This is a genomic window from Paenibacillus lactis (assembly GCF_017873605.1).
Lineage (GTDB): Bacteria > Bacillota > Bacilli > Paenibacillales > Paenibacillaceae > Paenibacillus_AQ > Paenibacillus_AQ lactis.
This window is the reverse complement of record NZ_JAGGKI010000020.1, coordinates 1-23,967: the sequence shown is the minus strand read 5'-3', so window position 1 is coordinate 23,967 and position 23,967 is coordinate 1. Positions and strand designations below refer to the sequence as shown.

Here is a 23,967-nt window from a genome sequence, read left to right as displayed (position 1 = left end):
AATCCTATATACCGCTCTCCAAAAGGCATCTCCCTTAAAAGAAAAATTCGCAAGAAACCTTTCGTTGCCCATCCGCGTAGAATACCTAAGTATAGATTAAGCTGCATCGTTTCAATAATCTCATATGACACTTCGAGGACTCTCAGACCCGAATCCGACAGCTAACCTCGTCAGCGTCTCAAGAGATAACGCCCGTGCAACTTTGACTTGTTTATTCGGAACACAGTCCAAAGCCTGGAAGCAGATTGTCTCTGCTACCGGGCTTTTTTCCTTGGGTTCAGAAGACTCAAGCCGCTTGATCAGAAAGGAGCAGATGCATTCATGATACATCATGAAAAAATTATGGTGTGTGTTTACTACGGGCCGAACGGCGAACGGCTGATTCGGAGAGGAGGCGAGCTCGCCAGACTACTGCAATGTCCCCTCTATGTGATGAGCGTCATTCCCTCGGCTGTGGATGAACTCGATCTGGAGCAAGAAAAGTTTATGGCCCTTTGGCAAACCATCTGTGATGAATATGGAGCTTCGTTCATCACCAAGCCTAATGATAATCGTCATAAAGCTTCGGACATCATCGCCGAGACCGCCAAGCATTATCAGATAACGCAGCTGATCATCGGACAATCCGGCCAAACACGGTGGCAGGAAATCACACAAGGTTCATTCGTCAATGAGCTGCTCAATCGAATCGGCGAGACGGATCTGCACATCGTGGCTGTGCAGCGAATGGATCAACACATCGTGGAGACTCACGAGCGTGGAATTCCGGTTGCGGTTGTCAGCAAAGATGGACTATATTTGATCCGTAAAGGTGAAGACGAAGGCGACGTTGTCGCGGAGGGGCTGTTCTTCAAGGAACTGAATACGGATTTCGAAACCGGTTTGTTGCGTATACAAACCGATCGGGAATTCAAGTATTTAAAGGTAAGTCAAGGGAAAGTCGTAGACACCTCGTTTTTCCTAAGTCAAGCATCACCCCCCCTTGGCCATGAGAAGGATTACGGATAGTAAAGCAACAACCCAACGATCCGCTCCCAGCAAAATCGAAATGTTCATCAAACGACACACTCTACATCGTCACAGGGACTGGTCAAACTATCCCTGTATAAGGTGCTGATCTCATTTGCCTTTGAAACGCTCGGAACGATTCTCCTCGCCATTCGATGGCATGAGATCGGCTGGGTACAAGCACTCTATTATGGACTTTTCCATTCCGTCTCTGCCTTCAACAACGCCGGTTCCTTTTGGTCGGACAGTCTCTCTTCCTTTGTCGGCGATCCTGTCGTCAACATAACGATTGTCTTGCTTTTTGTTATTGCGGACTCGGATATATCGTCATTGTAAGTGTCACGATGTCTGCGGGGCGACTGGGTCCATTAACGCTCGCTTATGCGCTGGCTCAAGATAAGGCTGTTTGTCGCTTGGCTTATAAATAATCCGCGAAAAGGGAAATGGTTCCAAGGACCTAGCGATTTTTTTACTATTCTGTTACTTGTTCCTTTTGTGTAGACGGATGACCTTTACTACAATAATTACATTAATCTGTACATTGTTGAGGTGAGTGCCGTGAGCAAAATATTAGTTCCTCCGGAAAGACTTATGGAGATATCCCGACAATTTGCACAGGCTCGGGAAATCGGGGTGCAAATTTGCAGCCACCTTACCCAGCAGATCCAAATCCTTGAAAGCGGTTGGGAAGGTACGACAAGGCAACAATTCTATCAAAACTTCCAACTGGCCCGCCAACAAATGGATAGCTTCACGGCAGCGGTGGGCTCGGTCAGCACGGAATTACATACCATAGTCAACCGCTTTACGGAGGCCGACTCCACTCAAACTTCGTTACAGGCAAGGACGGCCGCCGATCCGATTGATCAAACCCAGGACGTATTAAACAACACGCTGCAAGTGAGAGATAATTTGGAGAAGTGGGGAACTCTCCTTTACAGCTCTGTCGGCGCTTCCTTAGTCTTAACTAATACGGTACGGTTCAGGGTAGATCCCCGAAATCCGTCCCGAGCTAAAATTCATAATGCGCCATGGGTTAAAGGCAAAGGCAACAATACGTTCTTGAAGAACCTAGCAAGAGGCATCAATCGCCAGATCGTGAACCCGGGCTTCATTATGAAGGGCATCAAAGGCTTTGATAGAGTCGCTAGCAAATTCGGTCTCAATTTTGGGCTAGGCTTCAGTCAAGCCAAGAACTTTCCTCAATGGACCAGACAGGTTATAGCCGGTGTCGAAAAAGGCAGGTACGGGATCGAGACCAAGAAAATCCCTGGGATGATCGCCAAAAAGATATTCCCGATTAACGCAACCTTTAATGTGATCGGCGAGGCTTCCGGTCTTGTCAGCAAGTATCGTGAAGGCAAACTCAACGGGGAAGAAGTAGCTGTAGCCGCATCCAACGTTGTTGTAAAAACAGCCGCGACCTATGGCGGCGCTGTAGCAGGCGGAGCCGTCGGTGCAATGATTGGCGGTCCGGTCGGTGCGGCTATCGGTTCCTATGTAGGCGGTACGGTTGGAGCCTTTGTCGGTGATGGCGCGGCTAAAGTGGTCGAAAAGGGAGTTCGCTGGATTAGCGGACTGTTCAAATAATTTCAGGAAGGCGCTAAATCATGAACGCAATAACTTATCGGAAATCCGTAGCATGGGGGAAATCCCTTGGCAGTTTACTGTTTGTGCTGGCCTGCCTGTTTCTGCTGTACGCGGCTTTTTTTATGGATACTTCCTTTATTCGCAAGTTTTTTTGTATCACATCAGCTATAATCGGGATTCCGTTCTTTGGAGGATATTTGGTTGTCAGCTTACCCAAGGCGCTGAAATCAGACACGAAGCTGCTCACCTACGATCAACATTCCATTTCGGACGGTACGCGGACCGTATCCTGGGCGGAGATTACAAGCATCAGCTACAGCGGCCCTTCCATTCGAAAGTGGCTGCTTCCGAAATTGCCCGTGCTGATTTTTCATTTGAAGAACAGGGAGACCTGGACTGTGAATACGTATTATTTGTTGACCGATTCCGAAATTCAGTCTGTCATGAAGCGCCTGCGGGGGCTGATCAGCCGTAACGGAAAGGAAACGAAATAGATCTGTACTGGAGGATTTGCTTACATGAGCGAGCATACCTTTGTATTTTCATTAGAAGAGCTGGGATACGCCTTGGCCGTTCATCAAGGGGAGGAAATGGCTGCAGGACTTATGAAGGCATACTATGGAGATCTGTCTGAAGACAAATGGGAGCTTCTATTTCAGGCAGCTACACATAGCTTGATGTCCAAAGGTTTTATAGAATCGATGGATGAGGAGAATGGAGAGGTTCGTTTCACTTCCGAAATTACGCAAATGATTCAGCATTTGCTGCACAGCAATTATATGCTAAGAGGGATTACCGATCGGAATGCCAGCAAAGTACTCACGATCCATGAACTGCAGCAGCGGTATTTGTACCACTTGTCTGACAATCATACACTTCATTTTCTTACCTGGACAGAGCCGGCGGATTGGGAAGAAGAGCTAGCACATTTCTATGGAGTGAAGCCTTCGAAAGCCGAAGGGCTGACTTTATCCGAATCCAAGGCTGTGATCACGGAAGAATTGTGGAATCGGCTGACTTCAGGTGAATCCCCTGCCTCTCCTCTCAATGACGAGCTTTCATCCGGCCAGCAGCAGCTGATTGCAAAATGGCAGCAGGATTTTCAAAAAAATGCCCGTACCATGGACAATCTAAGCACCATAAGAATTGGCAGCGGAAATCAGACGGCAATCGAGGATATTTTGTTTATACTTCCTTCTAATGAAGGGGTCTGGATTATACGTAACCAGGAAGCGGACAGAAATGCGGTGCCACGGATTTGCATTGAGCTGCAATCCTTCTCGGCATGCAAAAAGACGCTCGGCGCTTTTGCTGGTGCTTTGGCTTAGTCAAGCGGTAGATCTAGTACCGCTCATCTAAACGGTCTTCTATGCGGGAGCATCTTAAAACCTGACCAAGTCTTAAGTCTCCGTTGTCCCCAAATAAAAGGATGCAGCGTTTCCCTAGTAAGCGCTGCATCCTTTTTTATTGATTAGCGATATCGGTCATTTTTTCGTAATCAATGAAGGCTATTATAGTCCCCCCCTCCTTCCAGCCTTTTATTAATATCTTCATCCGAATCTACGAAACCATTTTCCGTTAATTCAACGAAAACTGTACGATCATATTTATAACTTTCTAAAGAAGAAGGATCTATATTTGCTACTTTCTCTAAAAATTCATTCACCTTTATATATTCATCATCATTAAATATCCAATACGTTGCGGAAATCGAAGGGCCGTTAAACTGATCATAGGATTGCTGAACAATCGTTTTTAATTTCTCTGCTGTAATACTTTCATCATGTCTCATGACAATTTCAACATGGATATACTCTGCTTTCGATTTTTCAAGATAGTCTTCAATCGTCATATCTTTCGTTACTTCAATAGGTTGTTTCGGATGGATATTGACCCACGAAGATGCATCTAGCCCTTGATTTTCAATCGCCTTATTAAAAACGGAGGCAAATTTATGCATTAACCGCATCTCCGGATAATTTTCAACGATGTTTTCCGAGGTATCCATTACGGCAGTAAACATGATGTCTGAATCTAATGCTTTAACATATGTAGTTACTGTATTATTGCTTTTCGTCCCCCATCGTTCCCCTATGTATTTTACTTCAAAGGATTCATTGTATTTTTCGGATAACCTTTCCTCGATGATTTTGGCAGTTTTTTTATTTAACTCGCTGCATCCTAATAAGCTTAATATGGATATTCCCATTACGACCATGCATACTTTTCTTAATAATTTCCTCATATCCCCTTGCCTTCTTTCATAAAAATATGAACTCATAATCTATTATAACAACGGAATGATTTTCGATTGATCATCAAAATGCCCCGCCTCTTTATTTATTTACTTTCTTCACCCAAAATCTAACAGAAATAATTTGACAAAAAACTTTAAGTGTCGTCTAATGTGATATATAACAGGATTGCTCATGATCTAAGTATATTTTACTGCATTTTCATGGAGCGAAGGGGGATGGGGATTGCTTTGACGAAAGTATCCTTGATCTCGGAGTCTAAAAAGAGATGTGAGAAGCTAGGTATTGATCCACGGGGGGTTCCCTCTTTTTCGACCTTTTTATCAGAAGGCGATTTGAATCTAAAACGGGCCGAATACGAAGAAATATTGTCGGTAATCAATTTTTTTGTACATAAGATGTTGGAGCTCATGAAAGGGATTCCACTGCTGATCCTGATTTCCGATGAGAATGGCTGTATTCTGGAAATGGCCGGGGATGAAGCGATCAAGAGTGTGGTTCAGCAATCGGGCATACAGATTGGCCTCGTGTTCAACGAGCAAGAAGCCGGAACTAACAGCATTAATTTGGTTTTGGATCATCGTCAGCCCATTCAGCTTGTCGGGGACGAGCATTATTATGAGTTTTTGTGGTCCTCCGCGTGTTATTCCGTCCCCTTCCAATATACAGATATCTCCAACCTGCTTGGAACCATTACGATTATGACGACGATCGATCAGCATAACCCATTTTTGCTGGCGATGCTGAGTACGGTCGTAGATTCAATCGAAAGAGAGCTCCTGCTGAAAAAGCAAAATAGACGATTGCACATATTGAACCAGGTGGTTATCGAAACAACAAGAAACGGCATCATCATTACGGATCGGGATGGGAACATAACCGAGTTTAACAAGTTTGCTGAAATTTTAACGGGTTCCAAGAAGCAGGATGTTACTAATAAACCTATTCCGGATGCCAAAACAAATGAGTTCATTAAAGAGGTCCTTCAAACGGGAAAAGAATACGAAAATATGGAATTCATGCTGCACCCTCGGACGGGCCAAGATGAGCTGGTCTGCCTGTTTGACGCCTTCCCTATTCGTGATGAGAATATGCAGGTCATGGGCGCATTTGCACAGTTTCGGGATATCACGGAGCGTTATCATACGCAAAAGCAAATCAATTATTTAGCCTATCATGACGATTTAACCGGTTTGCCGAATCGAAGATTCTTCACCAGGCATATTGATGAGCTCCTGAAGCATGGGGTGAACGAAAACAGTATCTTCGCCGTCATGTTTCTCGACCTGGACAGCTTCAAGAAGATTAATGACACGCTGGGTCATAACAACGGTGATGTGCTGTTGAAGCTGGTTGCCGAACGTCTGAAAACTTGCTGTCATGCTCCGAATCAACTGGTTTCCAGAATGGGCGGGGATGAATTCACGATCCTCCTGCAAGAGATTACGGATCATACGGAAGCCATTCATGTTGCCGAAGAGATTATAAAAGCATTTGAGAAACCATTTGCGGTAGACGGCTATGAATTCTATATAACGGCCAGTATCGGTGTTGTCTTCTATCCTCAAGACGGCACGAATGTCGAGGTGCTCATGAAGAATGCCGACATTGCTCTTTACCGGATGAAAGACGACGGGAAGAACAATTATAACATTTTCAAACCTGTGCCAAACAGCAGCGGTATTGAAAGACTTACCTTGGAGCATTCAATCCGTAAAGCGTTAGACCTAGATGAATTCGTGGTATATTACCAGCCCCAAATCGATATTCTGACTGGGAACATCATCGGTACCGAGGCGCTCGTTCGTTGGAATCATCCGACTCTCGGCTTGGTCCCTCCAACTAAGTTCATCCCGATCGCCGAGGAAACAGGACTCATTGTCCCCCTTGGGGAATGGGTGCTCAAAACCGCGTGCCTTCAGAATCAAATATGGAAGGATAAGGGGTTCCCTCCTATGAGCGTATCGGTCAATCTCTCTTCTCGCCAATTCTCAAGATATAATTTGGTAGACACCATCAAAGAGATTTTACTCGAAACCCACATCGATCCCCAATACCTGGAGCTCGAGATTACCGAGTCGATGACGATGAATGTCGATGTTGCGATCGAGGTACTCGGGAAACTGAAGGAACTAGGCATACAAATTTGCATCGACGACTTTGGGACGGGTTATAGCAATCTTTACTACTTAAAATTGTTTTCGATTGACCGGCTGAAGATTGATCAATCCTTTGTCAGGAATATTATGACGGATTCGAATGACGCGGACATTGTGGCTACGATCATAGCGATGGCTCATAAGCTTGGCATCGATGTTATCGCAGAAGGCGTAGAAACCAAGGATCAGTTGGATTTCCTGCGTAGTCAAAGCTGCCATGAAGTGCAAGGGTTTTATTATTACCCACCTTTACCCGCAGAACAAATCGAGCGGTTGTTGAACAAAACGGCGACAATAAAAACCAATTTGCAGGGGTGATAGGATGAAAAAGAGAGTGTATACCCTATTAGTCGAGCATTTTAAAAATTGGGGGATTTCTCACGTATTCGGAATTCCCGGAAAGTCCATTTCTCCGCTGATGCTGGAGCTTGAAAGCCATGGTATTCAATATGTGCTGGGTCGTCACGAAGCTGGCTCTGGGTTTGAGGCGTCAGGCTATGCACTGGCGAAAAAAACAATGGGGATCGCGATTGGTACTTCCGGCCCGGGAGGAACGAATCTGATCACAGCCGCCGGGCAGGCCAAAGAGTTCCAGTTACCGGTATTGTTCATCACCGGACAGCCATCGATGCGGGAGACTGGGCGCGCTTTAAGTCAGGATTCAAGCCAGTTTGGGGCCGATTTGGTTAAGATGTTCGAGCCCGTTACCTTGTTCAGTGCCCGCATCGAACGTGGGGACCTTCTTTACTTGTACCTTAAACATGCCCTGGAAAAAGCCTACACGGGTGAAAAAGGCCCTGTTCATCTTTGTATCCCATTTGATGTGCTGATGGAGGAAGTCGAGAGCTTCTACCTGCCTTTGCCAGACCACATTTCACCAGTTGTATCCCCCGATATCGATAAGGCGATATCGATGCTGGGCGAGGCTAAGAAGCCCGTCCTCTTTCTGGGCAAAGGCGCCGTCATGGCGGATGCCTATGAACCATTGCGGATCATGGCCGAGCATTGGGGGATTCCTGTAATGACCACGCCGGGTGCGAAAGGAGCATTTCCTACCAGCCACCCCTTATACCTAGGCGGGTATGGTCTCGGCGGTTCCAAGCATGCAACCGATTATATGAGATCCGGCATTGACCTGATGATCGTCGTAGGCAGCAAATTGTGCGATATGTCCTTGTCCGGATTTACGCCCGATATGGAGCCGGAAAAGGTTTTGCAATTTGAGTATGACCTTAAGTTCGCAGGTAAAACCATTCAGGCGCCGACGCAACTGATTCTTGGCGATATCCGCTCTAACCTGACTCAACTCATCTCGCAAAGCGGGGCATCGTCCAAAGAGCATGAGATGCTGATTGCCCGGGCACAAGCGGCAGCAGCGACCTCCCAAGCGGAATCCGTGTTGTCAGCGGGAACGGCGTTCCGAAGCTTGCGATCCGTGCTCCCGAAAGAGGCAGTTCTCTTCGGGGATGCAGGGAGTCACTCCTTTCATGCCGTACAAAACTTCGAGATCATCGAGCCCGGGACATTCTATTTCGATGAAGTGTTCATCGCTATGGGGGCAGCGATCGGCTATTCGATCGGAGCGAAAATTGCCATGCCCGATCGCCCTGTCGTCTGCGTGACCGGCGACGGCTGCATCATGATGCACGGCACCGAGATATCGACAGCCGTGAACCATGGAATTCCGGTTATTTTCTTTGTACTGAATAACTGCCGTTTAGATATGGTGGAAAAGGGAATGTCTTATAACACCGGGCGTTCGGTAGGCGCTGTCTATGAACGACCGCTGGATGTGAGCTTATTTGCCCAATCCATGGGCGCCATGGCATTCCGCTGCGAAAATGAAGCCGACATTACGAGGGCGGTTCAGTCAGCCTTGCAGTCCCATACGGCTACGGTAATCGAGGTCATGGTGGATCCGCAAGAAATCCCGCCGATTCTTACCCGATTGCTTAGTCTAGATTAAAGCTTACGGAGGACGTTTATGGAGTCGAATCGCTATAATAAAGGAATCGAAGTTTTGCAACAGATGGTAAGTGAAGAACGACTGAACGCAACGGTCAAACAGATGGAAAAATTCTCACCGGATATGGCCAGGCTGATTGTCGAGTTCCCTTATGGCTCGCTGTATTCCCGTCCAGGCCTGGATCTAAAACAAAGGAGCCTGCTTACCATAGCGGCTATGCTTGCCTCAGGCGCAGCGGCTCAGCTCGATTTTCATATCGAAGCAGCCTTGAATGCCGGGCTTACGCCAAATGAGATTGTAGAGGCCGTCATGCACTGCGTATCTTACGCAGGCTTTCCCAAAGCGCTGGATGCCATGTTTGTGGTCATGAAAGTGTTTAACGAACGGGGAATTCAATACGAAGAACGATAACCCCCTGCTGCCCTACTTTATTTCGGCCAACTCGATTCAACGAGAGTAAGCCTGAGAAGGATTTTGACTTAGTCGAGGATGGATGCGTCACCGTGGTTTGGCCAGGCTCAATCATTCACGGCTATTTTGACTTTACATAATGCTTGGCCTACCCAAGTGTCCTTGATTTCTGCAATAACAAGAGCCCCTCTGTTAAATAACTTGAGGGGCTCTTGTGTTGCTTATCATATTATTCAGTTTAGAAAGAATAATTAACTTTCAGACACTTCACTTCTTCTGTGTTTTATTAAGTCTCTCTAACCTTGTCTCTTAATTGAACTGGTTAAATCTTTGGAGATAAAAGCTCTGGTTTATCCCTTGCCCAAGTATCCTTAACTGTTGAAAAATTCGACCAGTAAAGGAACGAGAGCCGCAGGATCGACATTGTGATCTTGTCCCGCAAGCACTCGATCCTTCGCCTTTACGAGATGATGGGCCAATGTTTTCGCAGCTTCATGGAAGAAAGGCTCGCTGTTTGCGCCGGAAATTACCACTGTGGAGGACGTTACTCGAGCCCATTTGCTGGTTGGCAGCGGCTTGCCGATCATCACATCATGTGCGATCCTTCCATCATATGCGAGCGTATGCGCAACAGCCAGAAAATCTCTCCATATCGGACTTTCCTTCTGCGGAGCCAAGTATTCTTCCGGAATAAGCAGCGCCTGTGTCATGAAAATTTCCAAAGCTTTGTCGCGTTGTCGGGACAAGATAGCCTCGTCCAACTGCTCGACGTAATCCAGGGGAAGAGGCGGACGGCTTGCGTCAAGGATGAGGGGCGGTTCATACAGCGCCAGCTTTGGGATTTTTTCAGACAACTGATCAGCGGCCTCCAGGGCGAGAATTGCTCCGGACGATACACCATACAAATAGGCGCTCCCGCCCACGGATTCTATTAGTGCATCGATATCTTCAATCTCGCGCTCCACCGCATAGGGCGGTGTGTCGTCACTGTCTCCCCGCCCACGTCGGTCGTAATTGATCACGGTATAATGGTTCGCCAGCAAATCTGCCAGTTGCTCTTGCGAAGGGAACTTGCGATACCCTAGAGCGCCAGTTACCAGGATCACAGCCGGACCGTTGCCGTATTGGTCATAGGCGATGGCCGTTCCATCTTTGGATATAACGTTGTTCATCAGTTCTCGCCCCTCTTTTTTCTTAAATTATTTTCGCTGGTAATGCAAGCCGACGACGCCGTTCTTGTATGTTTTGGAGCGGATCAACCGGAGGGACTGCTGCTTGTTGGCCAAAGCGAACAAGCGCTCGCCGCGGGAAGCGATGACGGGATGAACGAGCAGCCACAGTTCGTCGTAAAGTCCGCTGTGGATGAAAGATTGCCATGTCTTTACTCCGCTTTCGACGGAAATTCGATTGACCCGGCTTTTCAGTGCTTCCAGCTCGCGAGCGAGCGAAGTATTGCCACTCCCAATCTGCTGCGAGTTTCTCCAGACCAAATCGACTTTGGAGCTGGAAATGACCACTTTGGAGATCTCGTTCATGCGAATGGCGATGGCCCGTTCCAGCGCATTGGAAGAATGCTCCGCCTGCTGCCAATGCTGGGCTAACGAAGCGTACGAATTTCTGCCTACGATAATCGTATCGACAGTATTGTAATAATCCAAGTAATCCTCAAAGATCTCTTCGCTCAATGTCATCCACTGATTTTCATCCGATACGACGCCGTCCAGCGAAAGCTGCATTGTTAAAATCACGTCACCCATTCCTTCAATCACTCCTTGCTTTCATGATTTACGAAACAAATATATCATTTTCCCGGTTCGAGCATTTCTTATCAATTGCTATTATGTTCCAGTTTTAATCTAGGGAACCTAAAGGTACAACAAGATTCCTAGAATGCTGTTAGCCTTTTTTATATTAAACCCTCTGATTTTCTTGATTAAACAACAAAAGAGCTCAGACTAATCTGAGCTCTTTTGGTTTAGAAGTTACAATCCATGGTTTCCATATGCATACTTCTTTTATTGGTTACAAGCTTTATTATTCAGTTACAAAGAATATTTAATACATTCACACAATTACGAGCAAAGCCCACGCTTACTCTACCGTCACGCTCTTCGCCAGGTTCCGCGGCTTATCCACGTCATTGCCTCGAGCGAGGGAAGCATAGTAAGCAAGCAGCTGCAGCGGGATCACGGACAAGGCGGCAGTCAGCACCGGCAGCGTCTTTGGAATCGCGAAGGCTTGGTCGACCGACTTCAGCAGGTCAGCCACATGCTCCTCGTAGGTAATGGCCATGACTTCCGCACCCCGCGCCTTCACTTCCTTAATGTTGCTTACAGTTTTCTCCAGCACCGCTTCCTGGGTTGCAAGAGCAATCACCGGAATCCCTTCCTCAATTAAAGCGAGCGTGCCGTGCTTCAGCTCACCGGCAGCGTAGGCCTCGGAATGGATGTAGGAGATCTCCTTCAGCTTCAGGGAGCCTTCCTGGGCTACCGCATAATCTTGGCCGCGGCCGATAAAGAACAGGTGCTCATGCTTGGCGATCTGCTCGGCATAGGCTTTGATCGATTCGGCATTCGCCAGCATCGCTTCCACCTGCTCCGGCAGAGCTTCCATCGCAGCAATCACTTCGGCAACAGCGTCCTCCGTCATCGTGCCGCGTACCTGAGCCAGATACAGACCAAGCAGATAGAATGCGATCAGCTGGGAGGTGTAGGCTTTTGTCGAAGCAACCGCGATTTCAGGTCCTGCCAACGTACCAAGCACGTCGTCGGCTTCACGGGCGATCGAGCTGCCGACCACGTTCGTAATCGCCAGAACATGGGCGCCGTGGCTCTTCGCTTCACGAAGGGCTGCCAGCGTATCTGCCGTCTCGCCGGACTGGCTCACAACGATGACCAGCGTCTCAGGCGTGACAATCGGCGAACGGTAACGATATTCGGAAGCCACGTCGTTCTCGACAGGTATACGTACCATTCCCTCGATCACGCTGCGTCCGACAAGACCGGCATGGTAAGCCGTTCCGCAGGCAATGATTTGGACATTGCGAATATTCGCGATCTGCTCGTTCGTCAGCTTCAGCTCAGGGAGGACGACTTTCCGTCCGCTCTCATCCACGCGGCCCAGCATCGTATCCCGATAGGCCTTCGGCTGCTCGTGGATCTCCTTCAGCATAAAGTGATCGAACCCGCCTTTTTCCGCCGTGACGGCATCCCAATCGACACGAATCATTTCCCGAGAAATAAAATTCCCTTCGATCGTCATCAATTCGACAGCATCTGCAGTGAGCAGCGCCATCTCGCCGTCATTCAAAATATATACGTTCCGCGTATATTTCAAAATCGCCGGAATATCAGAACCGATAAAGTTCTCGCCTTCACCAAGGCCGATAATGAGCGGGCTGGCTTGACGAACGGCAACCAGCTTATCCGGTTCGTACTCCGTTAGTACGCCAAGAGCAAAAGCCCCTCTCATATACTTGATCGCCTTCTGCACCGCCTTCACGATATCTCCGTCATATTCACGGGCGATGAGATGCGAGATCACTTCCGTATCGGTCTCGGACACAAAGTGATGCCCTTGCTGGATCAGCTCTTCCTTCAGCTCCAGGTAGTTCTCAACGATCCCGTTGTGTACGACCGAGAACTTCTGGCTCTCGTCCGTATGCGGATGGGAGTTGACATCCGATGGACGGCCATGCGTAGCCCAGCGGGTATGACCGATCCCGGCCGTACCAACCAGCGGCGCTGTTTCCAGCCGTTCCTCAAGATTGGCCAGACGTCCCTGTGCCTTGGCTATGCGAAGCCCTTCATTGGTAAACACTGCGATTCCTGCAGAGTCATATCCGCGATACTCGAGCTTTTTGAGTCCTTCCAGCAACACCGTTTGCGTCTTCTGATTTCCAATATATCCGACAATACCACACATTGTATGATTCCTCCGTTCGGTTTCCAAAAGTAATGGTTATGCGAAAAGAAGAATGCGCACCTGCTGAGCGGCATTACGAAAGAAGAATGATCTATTCAATTATCAATGTTCAACGATAGCATTCTCTTAAGCTATTGAACAATCATGAATGCACTCTTCTTCCACCGCGCTGTACGCACACTTGATTCGCACATTCATGTTTTTATGAAATACGATGAGCACCTGCTGATGCGTTGTAAGAACGGTCGCCCATTCCTTTTCCGCGTTCAGCTTACGGTTCTGGTGCAATCCCGGGAGGTCCCCGCCGAACAATCCGAACACCTCCACCTCGTCAGCTTGATTGTGCCGTTTCGTTATCACATCGATTCGTCATAACGATTTCCCCGCGCATTTTTCAAGCTCTGGCGCTTATGAAGCTTATGGTCTACCTCACAACCCTCTCTTTCCATTCTTGAATGACATTCTATATTATATTCACCCGAATAGGGTTTGGCAACTTTAGTGGCTAGCCTTCTCTTTCGAGCTCCACCAAGAATCGGCCTTCCAGACTACTTGAATCCATGCATCAGGAATGCGGAGCCTATACCTGCAGCATATGCAGTCATAGCAAGGCTTGCTTCCGCTTTCATGCGCTGCATCATACCAGGAATATGCGGGCCAGTTATCAGCTGTTCTAGTTCACTGGCCCTTACATAAACTGGTGTTCCACCCTTGAAAAATCCAACTTTAGCCTTAGGCTAATTCCCGCTTCACGACATCGGCAATCTGGGTTACATAGCGATCCAGCTCGTCTTTATCCGGACCTTCGGCCATAACCCGAATGAGGGATTCCGTCCCGGAAGGGCGAACCAGTACCCGGCCGTTATCTCCCAAAATCTGCTCTACCTCGGAAATCGCAGACTCGATTGCCTTATTTCCTTGATACTTCGTTTTATCGCCAACACGCACGTTAACAAGCACTTGAGGATACTTGCGCATGCTGTTCTTCAGTTCATGCAGCGGTTTGCCGGAAGCTACGATGGTGTCCACCAGCTGAATGCCTGTCAGAATTCCGTCACCGGTTGTGTTATAGTCCAGGAAAATAACATGACCGGACTGCTCGCCGCCGAGGTTAAATCCGCCGCGACGCATCTCTTCCATCACGTAGCGGTCGCCAACGGCCGTCTTGGCCGTTTTCAGCTTCAAGCTGTCGCAAGCTTTGTAGAAGCCGATGTTGCTCATGACCGTGGACACAATCGTTCCTGCTTTCAGCTTGCCAGCACGATTCATTGCATCTCCGCAGATGCACAGGATGAAGTCGCCATCAACCTCCTCGCCTTTCCCGTCAATGGCGATCAGACGATCCGCATCTCCGTCAAAAGCAAGTCCCAGATCCGCGCCGTGGGCAAGGACGGCTTCAACCAGCTTCTCCGGATGTGTCGATCCGCAGCCATCATTGATGTTTAGACCGTTAGGCTCAGCGCCGATCGTAATAATCTCCGCACCAAGCTCGCGGAACAGCTTCGGAGCGAGCTCGTAAGCTGCGCCGTTCGCGCAGTCCAGCACGATTTTCAGGCCGTCGAAACGGTTGCTGATAGTTGTCTTCAAATACTCCAAGTATTTAAATTTCGATTCATTATCTACGCGAAGCTCGCCCAGTTCGGCTCCGATCGGACGCGGAAGCTCGTCCTTCTCCGCATCCATGAGCTCTTCAATCTTGAGCTCCGTTTCATCGGACAGCTTGAAGCCGTCTCCGCCAAAGAACTTAATTCCGTTATCTTCAACCGGATTGTGCGAGGCCGAGATCATAACGCCGGCATCGGCTTTCAACAATCTTGTAATGTACGCTACCGCAGGGGTGCTAACAACCCCTAGACGAATAACATGCGCACCGATCGACAGTAGTCCTGCCACCAATGCAGATTCCAGCATAGCTCCGGATACGCGCGTATCCATGCCAATCACGACAGTCGGCTTCTCCTTATCCCCCGTTAGTACATAGCCGCCGCAGCGGCCGATGCTGTAAGCCATTTCGGCAGTCAGCTCTTGATTGGCAATCCCTCTTACCCCATCTGTTCCAAAATATTTCCCCATGTGTTCTCTTCCCCTTTATCTACATTTCTTTATGTTTCACTCATTCGGTGTTTCTGTACCCGTATCCCCATCGTCAGCACTTCCATCTGCCGGTGGATGGGCCGGTTCCTCTTCGTTTCCGCTGGCATCCGTTCCCGAATTTACGGGCGGCGCTACGCTTTGATTCCCCTGCTCATTGCCTGTTCCGGTACTCGGCGGATCGGTCTGGTCTTTATCCTTGCCGTCATCCTTCGGCGTGGTTCCCGGGTTGGTTGTAACCGGCGTAGAGTTGTCCTTCAGCTCGATCTTCACAACCAGTCGATTCCTGTCGGCTCGATTAATGAAATCCGGAAGCGTAATTTGAAGCGGAATTTCATGCATACCCGCCTTCAACCCGGCTAGATTGGCCTGAGCCCCGATATCTTCGGGAGTCAGACTATTCAGCAGGTCGGGCGCTCCGGTAAGCGTAAGTGATATCGACTTCTCCTCGGGCTCAAGGATAACAGCTTCCAGGCCCGAAGCTACTCCCTTTAAGGTTATCGGGATTCCGCTAATGACCCGTTCGCCATGCGATACGGCCGTAACCTCAACTTCGACAGAGCTCGGCTCGATTTTCTCAAAACCTTCAGGCGGCGTCAAGTCGGCCGTAAGTACTGTTGTTCCTGATTTGTTAATTTCAGACAAATCCACAATCGCTTCGATATAGGTCTCTGCTCCTGCAAGCGCCTCTTTGCTCCCGAACAACTTGACTTCCTTGACCTTTTGATCCACCTTGGAAAGCACAAGCCCTTCGGCCAATCTTCCCGTATATTTCAGCTCCAGCGGCACCGTCACAAAGGCAGGCTCAATCGGCACTTCGGCCGCTACGCTGCTCGGCTCGATGACCGCATCCTCCATCACAACGCCTTCCTTATCATATGCCGTCAGCTTGACGCGTTTCTCCGTAATGTTCTCCTTGGCTCCGTCCAGCTCAATATTCCCCTTCACCTGACCGAGCTTCTCCATCCTGGATTCCGGCAGCGTCACCGTGACTTGGCGTGGGTCGATCAGCACGGGTGTCCCGGCCCGGTAATCTTTGGCTGGCTCGCCCTTCGTGCCAATACTTACCGTCACCGACTTGGAGACCCGCTTCTCTACGGTCACCGTAACCATGCTGGGATCCATCGATACGACCTCCACTCCGTTCGGCACGGAAGCAGTTAAAGGAAGGGTATGGGTACCGGGCTCCTTCACATTGCTAAGGTCAAGCTTTACTTTGTACTCATCCGTAAACAGGGTGATGTTGGACCGTTTGCCCCTCACTTCCAGCGTCACGCGGTCTTTGTCGATACCCGTTAAAGCATATTCGCCATCATCGAACCCGTAGGTTTGAATTTTGACCCCTTCAATCACACGGGTATCGTAGAAGGTTGTCGGGGGAGGAGGCGAGCCGCTGTCCATATGAACCATCGCCCACAACAAGATGCTGACAGCCAATGCAATCAGCTTGCTGACTGTATTGTTCTTAATCCATTTATCCATTACGGCCCTCCTTCCGTTTCCAGAAGAACGTGCGTTTCTCCTTCGTGGATGCGGCAGGACGCATCTCCTCATACAGCTTGGAGATGAGGGATTCTTCCTTGATATCCCGAACCACTTGCCCATTCAATGCTAACGATACTTGACCGGTCTCCTCCGATACGACCACCGAGATCGCATCCCCCACTTCACTGATTCCTATGGCTGCGCGGTGTCTGGTACCAAGCTCTTTGCTTATAAAAGGATTCTCCGATAAGGGTAAGTAACAGCCCGCCGCGGCAATCTGTCCGTTCTGGATAATAACCGCTCCATCATGAAGCGGCGTGTTCGGTATGAAAATGTTAATGAACAATTCCGAGCTGATCACCGATCGCATCGGAATGCCGGATTCGACATACTCATTGAGACCGGTTGTCCGCTCAAATACGATGAGGGCACCGATTTTTCGCTTCGACAAATAATTAACGGCCTTAATGGTTTCGCTAATTAATTTATGGGTCTCTTCATCGGCGTCCGCCGTTCGTCCGAAGAACTTACCGCGGCCAAGCTGCTCCAGTCCACGTCTAAGCTCTGGCTGGAAAATAATAAAGATGGCCAGCACCCCGAACGTGAAGATCTGATTCATCAGCCATTTGAGCGTGTACAGATCGAACCAGGTGCTGAGCGCCCAAATAACGACCAGTACCAAGATTCCTTTCAACAGCTGCACAGCTCTTGTGCCCCGAACGAGCAGAATCATTTGATATATAATATAGGTAACGATAAGAATATCGATTATATCCTTGATGGTTTCTCCCCAGGTCATATCCGTGAAATACTCCATACAGCAACCCCCGTCAATTCCATTAAGTGCGGGTTCAAAAAATCTGCCCCTCACTGGGAACTTTTTGAACGTCCTCATGCATAACGCTTGAGACTATATATGTAGTATGTACTCTACACTCTCTAGGTTATAACGTTAATCTTTCCGATGCAAGCGAATGCCTCGTCCATAACCTGCTTTCTGCAGATTTTTGTAATAAAAGAAGCGCCGTCTTTTCACTGAAAAGAGGCGCTTGTATTCAGTAAGGTGCAGGCGATTCTTATCGGTAAGCGACATCTGTGAACAGATTGGAGATTTTGTACCATATCCAATCCATTGCCTTATCAATATCTTTAACTTGACCTGCTATATGAGCGGTGGAGGCCTGGAACAACTCCCCGTCAATGACCGTGAGATTGCCATTCACTTGGCCATAGACCTTAGTCTTCCCATTCTCAACGGTTATATCTCCCGCAATGACCTGATCGGCAGGAATGATGACCGTGTCACCTTCAATCACCAGCTTCTCGAATTCATCACTCTTCACAACCAGCTGGTTCTCTTGGTTCCAGAAGCTGATGGTGCTAAAGAGCATGACCACGACAAACATGGCTGCCGCCGTAAGCGCAGGATGATTCCTAACCCAGGTAACCCATGCCTTCTGCTTCTTCGGCTTAGGCAGCATGCCCATAATGCGGTCTGCTAGATCATCTGATGGCTTCGTCGCATGATGAGTTAAGGAAAATAGAAGCATATCGGTATGCTCCAGCTTCTCGAAATTGACTCGGCACTCGGAGCATTCCTGCAAATGCTGCTGCAATTCAAGCTGCTTCGGCTCGGACAAGTCATTATCCAGATAATCATGCATCAAAGAGACGGCTAATTTGCAATCCATTTGTGAGCCAATCCTTTCGTTCAATCTCTTTGCTGGGTCCATTCCCCGACCGGGGACATAAGACTTGCTTATTGTTCATACGTGCAGGAGTCACGGATGTTTCAAATATTTTCGGATAAAAAACAATTTTGTCTGCAGAGTCCGCTGAATCGTGGGAATCAGCCCTTACCGATTCTTGGCCCGCATCATAAGCGACAACGTCAACTAAGGCGCCGTCTTGAGGTCAGCAAGAAAAAACCACCCTCCGGTGGCCCGGCTTTTTCTTACAATTTATGCTCCAGCTTTTTCCTAAGGAACTCACGTCCACGGTGGACTCGCGTTTTGATCGTTGTTACAGGCAAGTCCAATATCTCGCTAATCTCTTGCAGCGATAAATCCTGTATATATCTCAGGATCATGATCGTTTTGTACTTGGCCGGAAGCCCCTCGATCGCCTGGTGGATGATCCGCTGCGTTTCCGACAGAAGCGTTTCACTCTCCGGTGTGCGATTGTCACTCGGGATGAGGGAATAACCGTCCATACCGTCACTGTCGTTCAGTTCCGCATCCAGCGAGAAAGAAGGCTTGCGTTTTCGCAGCCGGTCTATACCAAGATTCGTCCCGATCCGGTAGATCCAGGTCGAGAATTTCTGGTTTTCGTCATAACGATCCAGGTTTTTATAGACACGCAAGAACGTCTCCTGTACGACGTCCTCCGCCTCATGGCGGTTGCTTAGCATTCGGTATGCTAAATGAAAGATCTTATCCTTGTACAGTTCCACAATTTCGGCAAAAGCTCGCTGATCGCCTTTGCGGGCTAGCTTTGCCAGTCTTACATCCAAATTTTCCACCATAACTCCCCCAGAATGGTCTGATGGGTAACGTTTTAAAAGCATCATTCAAATGGTAATTCAACTGTTTCTAAAAATCAACAACTATTAGAAATCCAACCGAAAATTTCGAATGGATCAAAGTCTATCATGCCCCATTCTCCCCAAGATGAATAAGGAGCGATCCATCCGGTATAAAAAAAGGCGAGGCTCGAGTGAGCCTCGCCTTGTTCATCGAGATCTTTGTCTTGCTGTGCTATAACGATCGATCCCAGCCAGGGCCCGCATCAGCCCGTATTCCGAAGCCCTGCGGCAATGCCGTTAATCGTGAGCAGCACTTCGCGAAGCAGCTCCGCGTCATCCTGCCCCTGCTCTCTTAAGCTGCGGAGCTCGTTGAGCAACTGTACCTGCAGGTAGCTAAGCGGATCGACGTAAGGATTGCGGAGTCGAATCGATTCCTGCAGGACCGGTTGATTATCCAGGATGTCCTGCTGTCCGGTAATTTTGAGGACGAGGTCCTTCGTCAGGTTGAACTCTTCCTGGATCATTCCAAAGATGCGCTCGCGTGACGTATCGTCCTTCGTCATTAAGGAGTACTCCTTAGCGATGATAAGATCCGCCTTGGCAAGTGCCATCTGAAGGGTATCAATCAGCGACGTGAAGAACGGATAGTCCGTGTACATCTTCTGGAGCACCTTCAGATTCTCTTCCTTGCCTTGGTAGAAGCTCTGTAAGCCCGTACCAGCCGCATACCATGCCGGGAGGAGGTAACGGCTCTGGGTCCATGCAAACACCCAAGGAATGGCTCTCAGGTCCTCGAAACGGTCGCTGTTCTTGCGCTTCGATGGGCGGGAACCGATATTCAGCTCGCCCACTTCCGGAAGCGGCGTCGATTCTTTGAAAAAGCTAAGGAAATCCGGGTCGCCGAAGATCAGGTCCTGATACTTCTTCTGCGCTGCCTCCGAGATCCGGGAGGCGATTTCCTCCCATTCTTTATCGACAGATTGGGTTTCAGGATATCGTGCATTGATCGATGCCGTAATGAGCGCGGAGGTGGCTTGCTCCAGGCTTCGATAAGCAATCCCTTTCAGGGAATAGCGCGACGAGATGACCTCGCCCTGCTCCGTAATCTTGATGCCGCCGGCAATCGTGGACGCCGGCTGTGCCAGAATACTGCGGTTCAGCGGCATGCCGCCGCGTCCCAAGGATCCGCCCCGCCCATGGAAATACTTCACCTTGATGCCAAATTCGTTGGCAACCGCGGTGATTTCCTTAAGCGCTACTTGAAGCTCCCAGTTGGCCGTAATGGCTCCGCCATCCTTGTTGCTGTCAGAGTAGCCGAGCATGATCTCCTGCAAGTCATTCATTGCGCTTACGGCTTCGCGGTAGATCGGAAGGCTAAAGAGCTTACGCATGATCTCAGGCGCAGCGTGAAGGTCCTCGATCGTCTCGAACAACGGTGCTGCCTGCAAGGTGGCAACTACCGTACCGTCCGTATCCTTCCGGAACAATCCGGCTTCTTTCGCAAACACCATCACTTCCAGAATATCGCTTGCACCCTCCGACATACTGATCAGATAGCTCGAAATGCACTTCACGCCAAATTCCTTCTGAGCACGGAATACGGTACGGTACACTTCCAAGCATTCCTCCGTACTGTCGCTGTACTCCTGATAAGGGGTCGTCAGCGGACGCGGGTCGTTCAGCAGGTCGTTCAGCAGCGCAATCTTCTCATCTTCGCTTAATTGCACGTAATCACTGGTAACGTTCATTTTGTGCAAAATCTCAGCCATCGCATTCTCATGCTCTTTGCTGTGCTGTCTGATATCCAGGGTTGCGGTATGGAAGCCAAACAACTCGACCTGGCGAATCAGCTTCTGGATGTACGTATCGGCGACATAGTCAGCAAAATGGAAGCGCAGGCTGCGGTCAATGATCTTCAAATCCTCAATGAATTCTTCCGGTGACTCGTAGCGCTCGCTGCCGGTCATTTCGTCTTCGAGAATATGACTGATTTTGGCCAGCATATAAACGAGCTTAATACGATACGGCTCTTTCTCATTGTGCCAAATTTCCATCTTCTTCAGCGTGACGTTTTGGCGGTCCTTCTCAATGGACGCAATCAACTCGTCGGATACGTTGACAATGGTCGAGCTGAAGCTGAGATACTTCATGAAATCACGCAGGATCCGCTGGTATTCACGGATTGCCAATTTACGCTGCATCTCAAGGGTTTTCCAGGTCACGTCCGCCGTCACCGAAGGATTACCGTCCCGGTCTCCACCGATCCACGATCCGAAACGCAGATACGTCGGAACATGCCAATGATGGCCCGGATAATACTTATTCAGGCAACGCTCCAGTTCTTGATAAACCTCTGGCAGAATGTGAAACAGCGTCTCATGGAAATAATACATTCCGTTTCGGACCTCATCCAGAACGGTCGGCTTACGGTCGCGAAGCTCATCGGTTTGCCACAGTGTAATCACTTCATTCAGAAGCTTCTCCCGAAGCTGTTCTCTTTCGCGGAATGTTAATGTTGGGTTGTCCAGCAGCATCACATCCTCGGCGATCCGTTTATGGATATCGAGAATGGCTCTGCGCATCGCTTCAGTAGGGTGAGCTGTCATGACCAGCTCAAGGGATAGATTTTCGAGAATTTCTTGAACTTCTTCAAAAGGAATGTTGCGTTCTTTCAGATCCTGGACCGCACTTTCAATGGATCCCGGCTGAACGCCTTCACCAGCGGAGCGCTCATAATCGCGTTTCCGGCGGATTCGGTGATTCTGCTCGGCGATGTTAACCAATTGGAAGTAAATCGCAAATGCGCGGATCACTTGATGGCGGATGTCCGGTTCCAGCGTGCTGATGATTCTCTTAAAATCTGCGAACAATTCAGGAAGAAATACGGATCGCAACGATTTGCTCGTTTCGCGAATTTTCTCAACTATATCTAAAAGCTCGTTGCCTCCTTGGTGGACAAGAACTTCTCCAAGAATATTGCCAAGGAACCGTACATCTCGCCGCAGCAGATTGTTGGAATTACTCTTTGCGGTTACTGTAAGTTCAGTCATGCTACTCCTCCCATCTCAAAGCCCTTTTTACGCGGTTTATCTCTAGAACATAACGCCTTCCTAACATAATACAATAAATGCGGGCGAAAATCTTCACTTTTCAACCGAAAAAATTAGCCAGATCGACAAAATTCATTCCCTTGAAAAGCGCCAACATCCCATATACGACAAGCCCTGAAGCCATTGGCAAGTCTCCTCTTTAATACATTAACACTTCGCAGAAACATCGTGCGGATATGTAAAAAAACATCACACATGGTGATGTCCTGCTATATTATGGAGCGGGTGATGGGAATCGAACCCACGCTACCAGCTTGGAAGGCTGGAGTTCTACCATTGAACTACACCCGCATATCAACCCACAAAAGTAAAGACTAAGCTTTGAAACATATGCCGATTACTTTTGCGGGAACCGAATTCTTAAGCAAATCGGGATGACACGATTCGAACATGCGACCCCCTGGTCCCAAACCAGGTGCTCTACCAAGCTGAGCTACATCCCGATATGAACTTAAAATGGCACGCCCTGAGAGATTCGAACTCCCGACCTTTTGATTCGTAGTCAAACGCTCTATCCAGCTGAGCTAAGGGCGCAAATGGAGCGGACGACGGGAATCGAACCCGCGACCCTCGCCTTGGCAAGGCGATGCTCTACCGCTGAGCCACGTCCGCAAATATGGTGCGCGTGGAGGGACTTGAACCCCCACGTCAAAGACGCTAGATCCTAAGTCTAGTGCGTCTGCCAATTCCGCCACACGCGCACAAGATAAAACACTGGTGAGCCATGAAGGACTCGAACCTTCGACACCCTGATTAAAAGTCAGGTGCTCTACCAACTGAGCTAATGGCTCGCATTCAAGGCGTCGCCGAGATTTCGGGTTCACCTTCAAAGCTGCTCTTCACCTTAATTGAGGTGAAAATGGCTGGGGATATAGGATTCGAACCTATGCATGACGGAGTCAAAGTCCGTTGCCTTACCGCTTGGCTAATCCCCAATAATTATCATGTTACTAGCATGTCCAATTCCAGATTGAAACATGAATGGTGGAGGCTGAGGGGATCGAACCCCCGACCCTCTGCTTGTAAGGCAGATGCTCTCCCAGCTGAGCTAAGCCTCCATGTTGGTGACCCGTAGGGGATTCGAACCCCTGTTACCTCCGTGAAAGGGAGGTGTCTTAACCCCTTGACCAACGGGCCACATGTTTAAGCTGCTTCTAAGTTGCTAAAAGAAGATCTGGAGCTTCCAACCGGGATCGAACCGGTGACCTCATCCTTACCATGGATGCACTCTACCTACTGAGCTATGGAAGCAGGTGGCTCCCCGAACAGGACTCGAACCTGTGACAACTCGATTAACAGTCGAGTGCTCTACCAACTGAGCTATCAGGGAATATGTATTCGCTTGGCGGCGTCCTACTCTCCCGGGACCCTTCGGTCCAAGTACCATCGGCGCTGGAAGGCTTAACGGTCGTGTTCGGTATGGGAACGCGTGGAACCCTTCCGC

Annotated in this window: 18 protein-coding genes, 11 tRNA genes and 1 rRNA gene; 7 read left to right on the top strand and 23 right to left on the bottom strand. The window is 48.9% G+C overall.

The window, feature by feature from the left end:
• Positions 1 to 321: 321 nt before the first annotated feature.
• The 4 genes from J2Z18_RS25450 to J2Z18_RS25430 all read left to right on the top strand — a co-directional run bounded on the left by J2Z18_RS25450 (position 322) and on the right by J2Z18_RS25430 (position 3,926).
• On the top strand, positions 322 to 1,008 hold the full coding sequence (locus tag J2Z18_RS25450) for an adenine nucleotide alpha hydrolase family protein (RefSeq protein ID WP_007133211.1): 687 nt from the start codon (positions 322 to 324) through the stop codon (positions 1,006 to 1,008).
• 558 nt (positions 1,009 to 1,566) lie between these two features.
• On the top strand, positions 1,567 to 2,598 hold the full coding sequence (locus J2Z18_RS25440) for a WXG100 family type VII secretion target (protein ID WP_007133210.1): 1,032 nt from the start codon (positions 1,567 to 1,569) through the stop codon (positions 2,596 to 2,598).
• Between the two features lie 20 nt (positions 2,599 to 2,618).
• Positions 2,619 to 3,092, top strand: a complete 474-nt coding sequence (locus tag J2Z18_RS25435; protein WP_007133209.1) for a DUF5381 family protein — start codon at positions 2,619 to 2,621, stop codon at positions 3,090 to 3,092.
• A gap of 24 nt (positions 3,093 to 3,116) precedes the next feature.
• Positions 3,117 to 3,926 (top strand): YfjC family protein, encoded by an 810-nt coding sequence (locus J2Z18_RS25430; RefSeq protein WP_007133208.1) that lies wholly within the window; start codon positions 3,117 to 3,119, stop codon positions 3,924 to 3,926.
• A gap of 170 nt (positions 3,927 to 4,096) precedes the next feature.
• On the opposite strand, the gene J2Z18_RS25425 is transcribed toward J2Z18_RS25430, so the two are convergent.
• Positions 4,097 to 4,843 carry a hypothetical protein gene (locus J2Z18_RS25425; RefSeq protein WP_007133207.1) on the bottom strand — a complete coding sequence of 249 codons (747 nt, stop codon included), beginning with the start codon at positions 4,841 to 4,843 and terminating at the stop codon, positions 4,097 to 4,099.
• Between the two features lie 420 nt (positions 4,844 to 5,263).
• Here J2Z18_RS25425 and J2Z18_RS25420 point away from each other — a divergent pair, with 420 nt between their 5' ends.
• Genes J2Z18_RS25420 through J2Z18_RS25410 form a run of 3 tightly spaced genes read left to right on the top strand, consistent with a single transcriptional unit; the run spans position 5,264 to position 9,389 of the window.
• Positions 5,264 to 7,330 (top strand): putative bifunctional diguanylate cyclase/phosphodiesterase, encoded by a 2,067-nt coding sequence (locus tag J2Z18_RS25420; RefSeq protein ID WP_245256201.1) that lies wholly within the window; start codon positions 5,264 to 5,266, stop codon positions 7,328 to 7,330.
• Between the two features lie 4 nt (positions 7,331 to 7,334).
• Positions 7,335 to 8,978 (top strand): thiamine pyrophosphate-binding protein, encoded by a 1,644-nt coding sequence (locus J2Z18_RS25415; RefSeq protein WP_007133205.1) that lies wholly within the window; start codon positions 7,335 to 7,337, stop codon positions 8,976 to 8,978.
• An 18-nt stretch (positions 8,979 to 8,996) separates the two neighbouring features.
• A complete protein-coding gene (locus tag J2Z18_RS25410) occupies positions 8,997 to 9,389 on the top strand; it encodes a carboxymuconolactone decarboxylase family protein (RefSeq protein ID WP_007133204.1) in 393 nt (130 codons plus the stop codon).
• Positions 9,390 to 9,760: 371 nt separating this feature from the next.
• Here J2Z18_RS25410 and J2Z18_RS25405 read toward each other — a convergent pair whose 3' ends face one another.
• The 22 genes from J2Z18_RS25405 to rrf form a co-directional block, all read right to left on the bottom strand.
• Positions 9,761 to 10,561, bottom strand: coding sequence for an alpha/beta fold hydrolase (locus tag J2Z18_RS25405; protein ID WP_007133203.1), 801 nt, complete (start codon positions 10,559 to 10,561; stop codon positions 9,761 to 9,763).
• Between the two features lie 27 nt (positions 10,562 to 10,588).
• Positions 10,589 to 11,146, bottom strand: a complete 558-nt coding sequence (locus J2Z18_RS25400) for a dihydrofolate reductase family protein (RefSeq protein ID WP_007133202.1) — start codon at positions 11,144 to 11,146, stop codon at positions 10,589 to 10,591.
• A 334-nt stretch (positions 11,147 to 11,480) separates the two neighbouring features.
• Positions 11,481 to 13,313 carry a glutamine--fructose-6-phosphate transaminase (isomerizing) gene (gene glmS / locus J2Z18_RS25395; RefSeq protein ID WP_007133201.1) on the bottom strand — a complete coding sequence of 611 codons (1,833 nt, stop codon included), beginning with the start codon at positions 13,311 to 13,313 and terminating at the stop codon, positions 11,481 to 11,483.
• A gap of 126 nt (positions 13,314 to 13,439) precedes the next feature.
• The gene (locus J2Z18_RS25390; RefSeq protein WP_138919369.1) at positions 13,440 to 13,673 is read right to left on the bottom strand and encodes a hypothetical protein; all 234 of its coding nucleotides are present in this window, start codon (positions 13,671 to 13,673) and stop codon (positions 13,440 to 13,442) included.
• A 372-nt stretch (positions 13,674 to 14,045) separates the two neighbouring features.
• Positions 14,046 to 15,386 carry a phosphoglucosamine mutase gene (gene glmM, locus J2Z18_RS25385; RefSeq protein WP_007133199.1) on the bottom strand — a complete coding sequence of 447 codons (1,341 nt, stop codon included), beginning with the start codon at positions 15,384 to 15,386 and terminating at the stop codon, positions 14,046 to 14,048.
• A gap of 36 nt (positions 15,387 to 15,422) precedes the next feature.
• Entirely contained in the window at positions 15,423 to 16,886 is a 1,464-nt protein-coding gene (locus J2Z18_RS25380) for a CdaR family protein (RefSeq protein ID WP_007133198.1), read from the bottom strand.
• The gene (gene cdaA / locus J2Z18_RS25375; protein ID WP_007133197.1) at positions 16,879 to 17,706 is read right to left on the bottom strand and encodes a diadenylate cyclase CdaA; all 828 of its coding nucleotides are present in this window, start codon (positions 17,704 to 17,706) and stop codon (positions 16,879 to 16,881) included. The genes J2Z18_RS25380 and cdaA overlap by 8 nt, the downstream gene beginning before the upstream one ends.
• Before the next feature lie 259 nt (positions 17,707 to 17,965).
• Positions 17,966 to 18,580 carry a zf-HC2 domain-containing protein gene (locus tag J2Z18_RS25370; RefSeq protein ID WP_007133196.1) on the bottom strand — a complete coding sequence of 205 codons (615 nt, stop codon included), beginning with the start codon at positions 18,578 to 18,580 and terminating at the stop codon, positions 17,966 to 17,968.
• A 263-nt stretch (positions 18,581 to 18,843) separates the two neighbouring features.
• Positions 18,844 to 19,413: an RNA polymerase sigma factor SigW gene (sigW, locus tag J2Z18_RS25365; protein WP_034274467.1), complete on the bottom strand. Its 570-nt coding sequence runs from the start codon at positions 19,411 to 19,413 to the stop codon at positions 18,844 to 18,846.
• Between the two features lie 263 nt (positions 19,414 to 19,676).
• On the bottom strand, positions 19,677 to 22,463 hold the full coding sequence (gene ppc / locus J2Z18_RS25360) for a phosphoenolpyruvate carboxylase (RefSeq protein WP_210095554.1): 2,787 nt from the start codon (positions 22,461 to 22,463) through the stop codon (positions 19,677 to 19,679).
• Between the two features lie 277 nt (positions 22,464 to 22,740).
• Positions 22,741 to 22,814 (bottom strand) — tRNA-Gly (locus J2Z18_RS25355).
• Positions 22,815 to 22,892: 78 nt separating this feature from the next.
• A tRNA-Pro gene (locus J2Z18_RS25350) sits at positions 22,893 to 22,966 on the bottom strand.
• Between the two features lie 14 nt (positions 22,967 to 22,980).
• A tRNA-Arg gene (locus J2Z18_RS25345) sits at positions 22,981 to 23,057 on the bottom strand.
• Between the two features lie 3 nt (positions 23,058 to 23,060).
• A tRNA-Gly gene (locus J2Z18_RS25340) sits at positions 23,061 to 23,135 on the bottom strand.
• 5 nt (positions 23,136 to 23,140) lie between these two features.
• Positions 23,141 to 23,224: transfer RNA gene (locus tag J2Z18_RS25335), tRNA-Leu, on the bottom strand.
• A gap of 14 nt (positions 23,225 to 23,238) precedes the next feature.
• A tRNA-Lys gene (locus tag J2Z18_RS25330) sits at positions 23,239 to 23,314 on the bottom strand.
• Between the two features lie 69 nt (positions 23,315 to 23,383).
• Positions 23,384 to 23,458: transfer RNA gene (locus J2Z18_RS25325), tRNA-Gln, on the bottom strand.
• A gap of 47 nt (positions 23,459 to 23,505) precedes the next feature.
• Positions 23,506 to 23,581 (bottom strand) — tRNA-Val (locus J2Z18_RS25320).
• A 4-nt stretch (positions 23,582 to 23,585) separates the two neighbouring features.
• A tRNA-Glu gene (locus tag J2Z18_RS25315) sits at positions 23,586 to 23,660 on the bottom strand.
• Positions 23,661 to 23,698: 38 nt separating this feature from the next.
• Positions 23,699 to 23,774, bottom strand: a tRNA-Thr gene (locus J2Z18_RS25310).
• 3 nt (positions 23,775 to 23,777) lie between these two features.
• Positions 23,778 to 23,853, bottom strand: a tRNA-Asn gene (locus J2Z18_RS25305).
• A gap of 10 nt (positions 23,854 to 23,863) precedes the next feature.
• Positions 23,864 to 23,967 (bottom strand): 5S ribosomal RNA (gene rrf, locus J2Z18_RS25300); the annotation flags it as partial.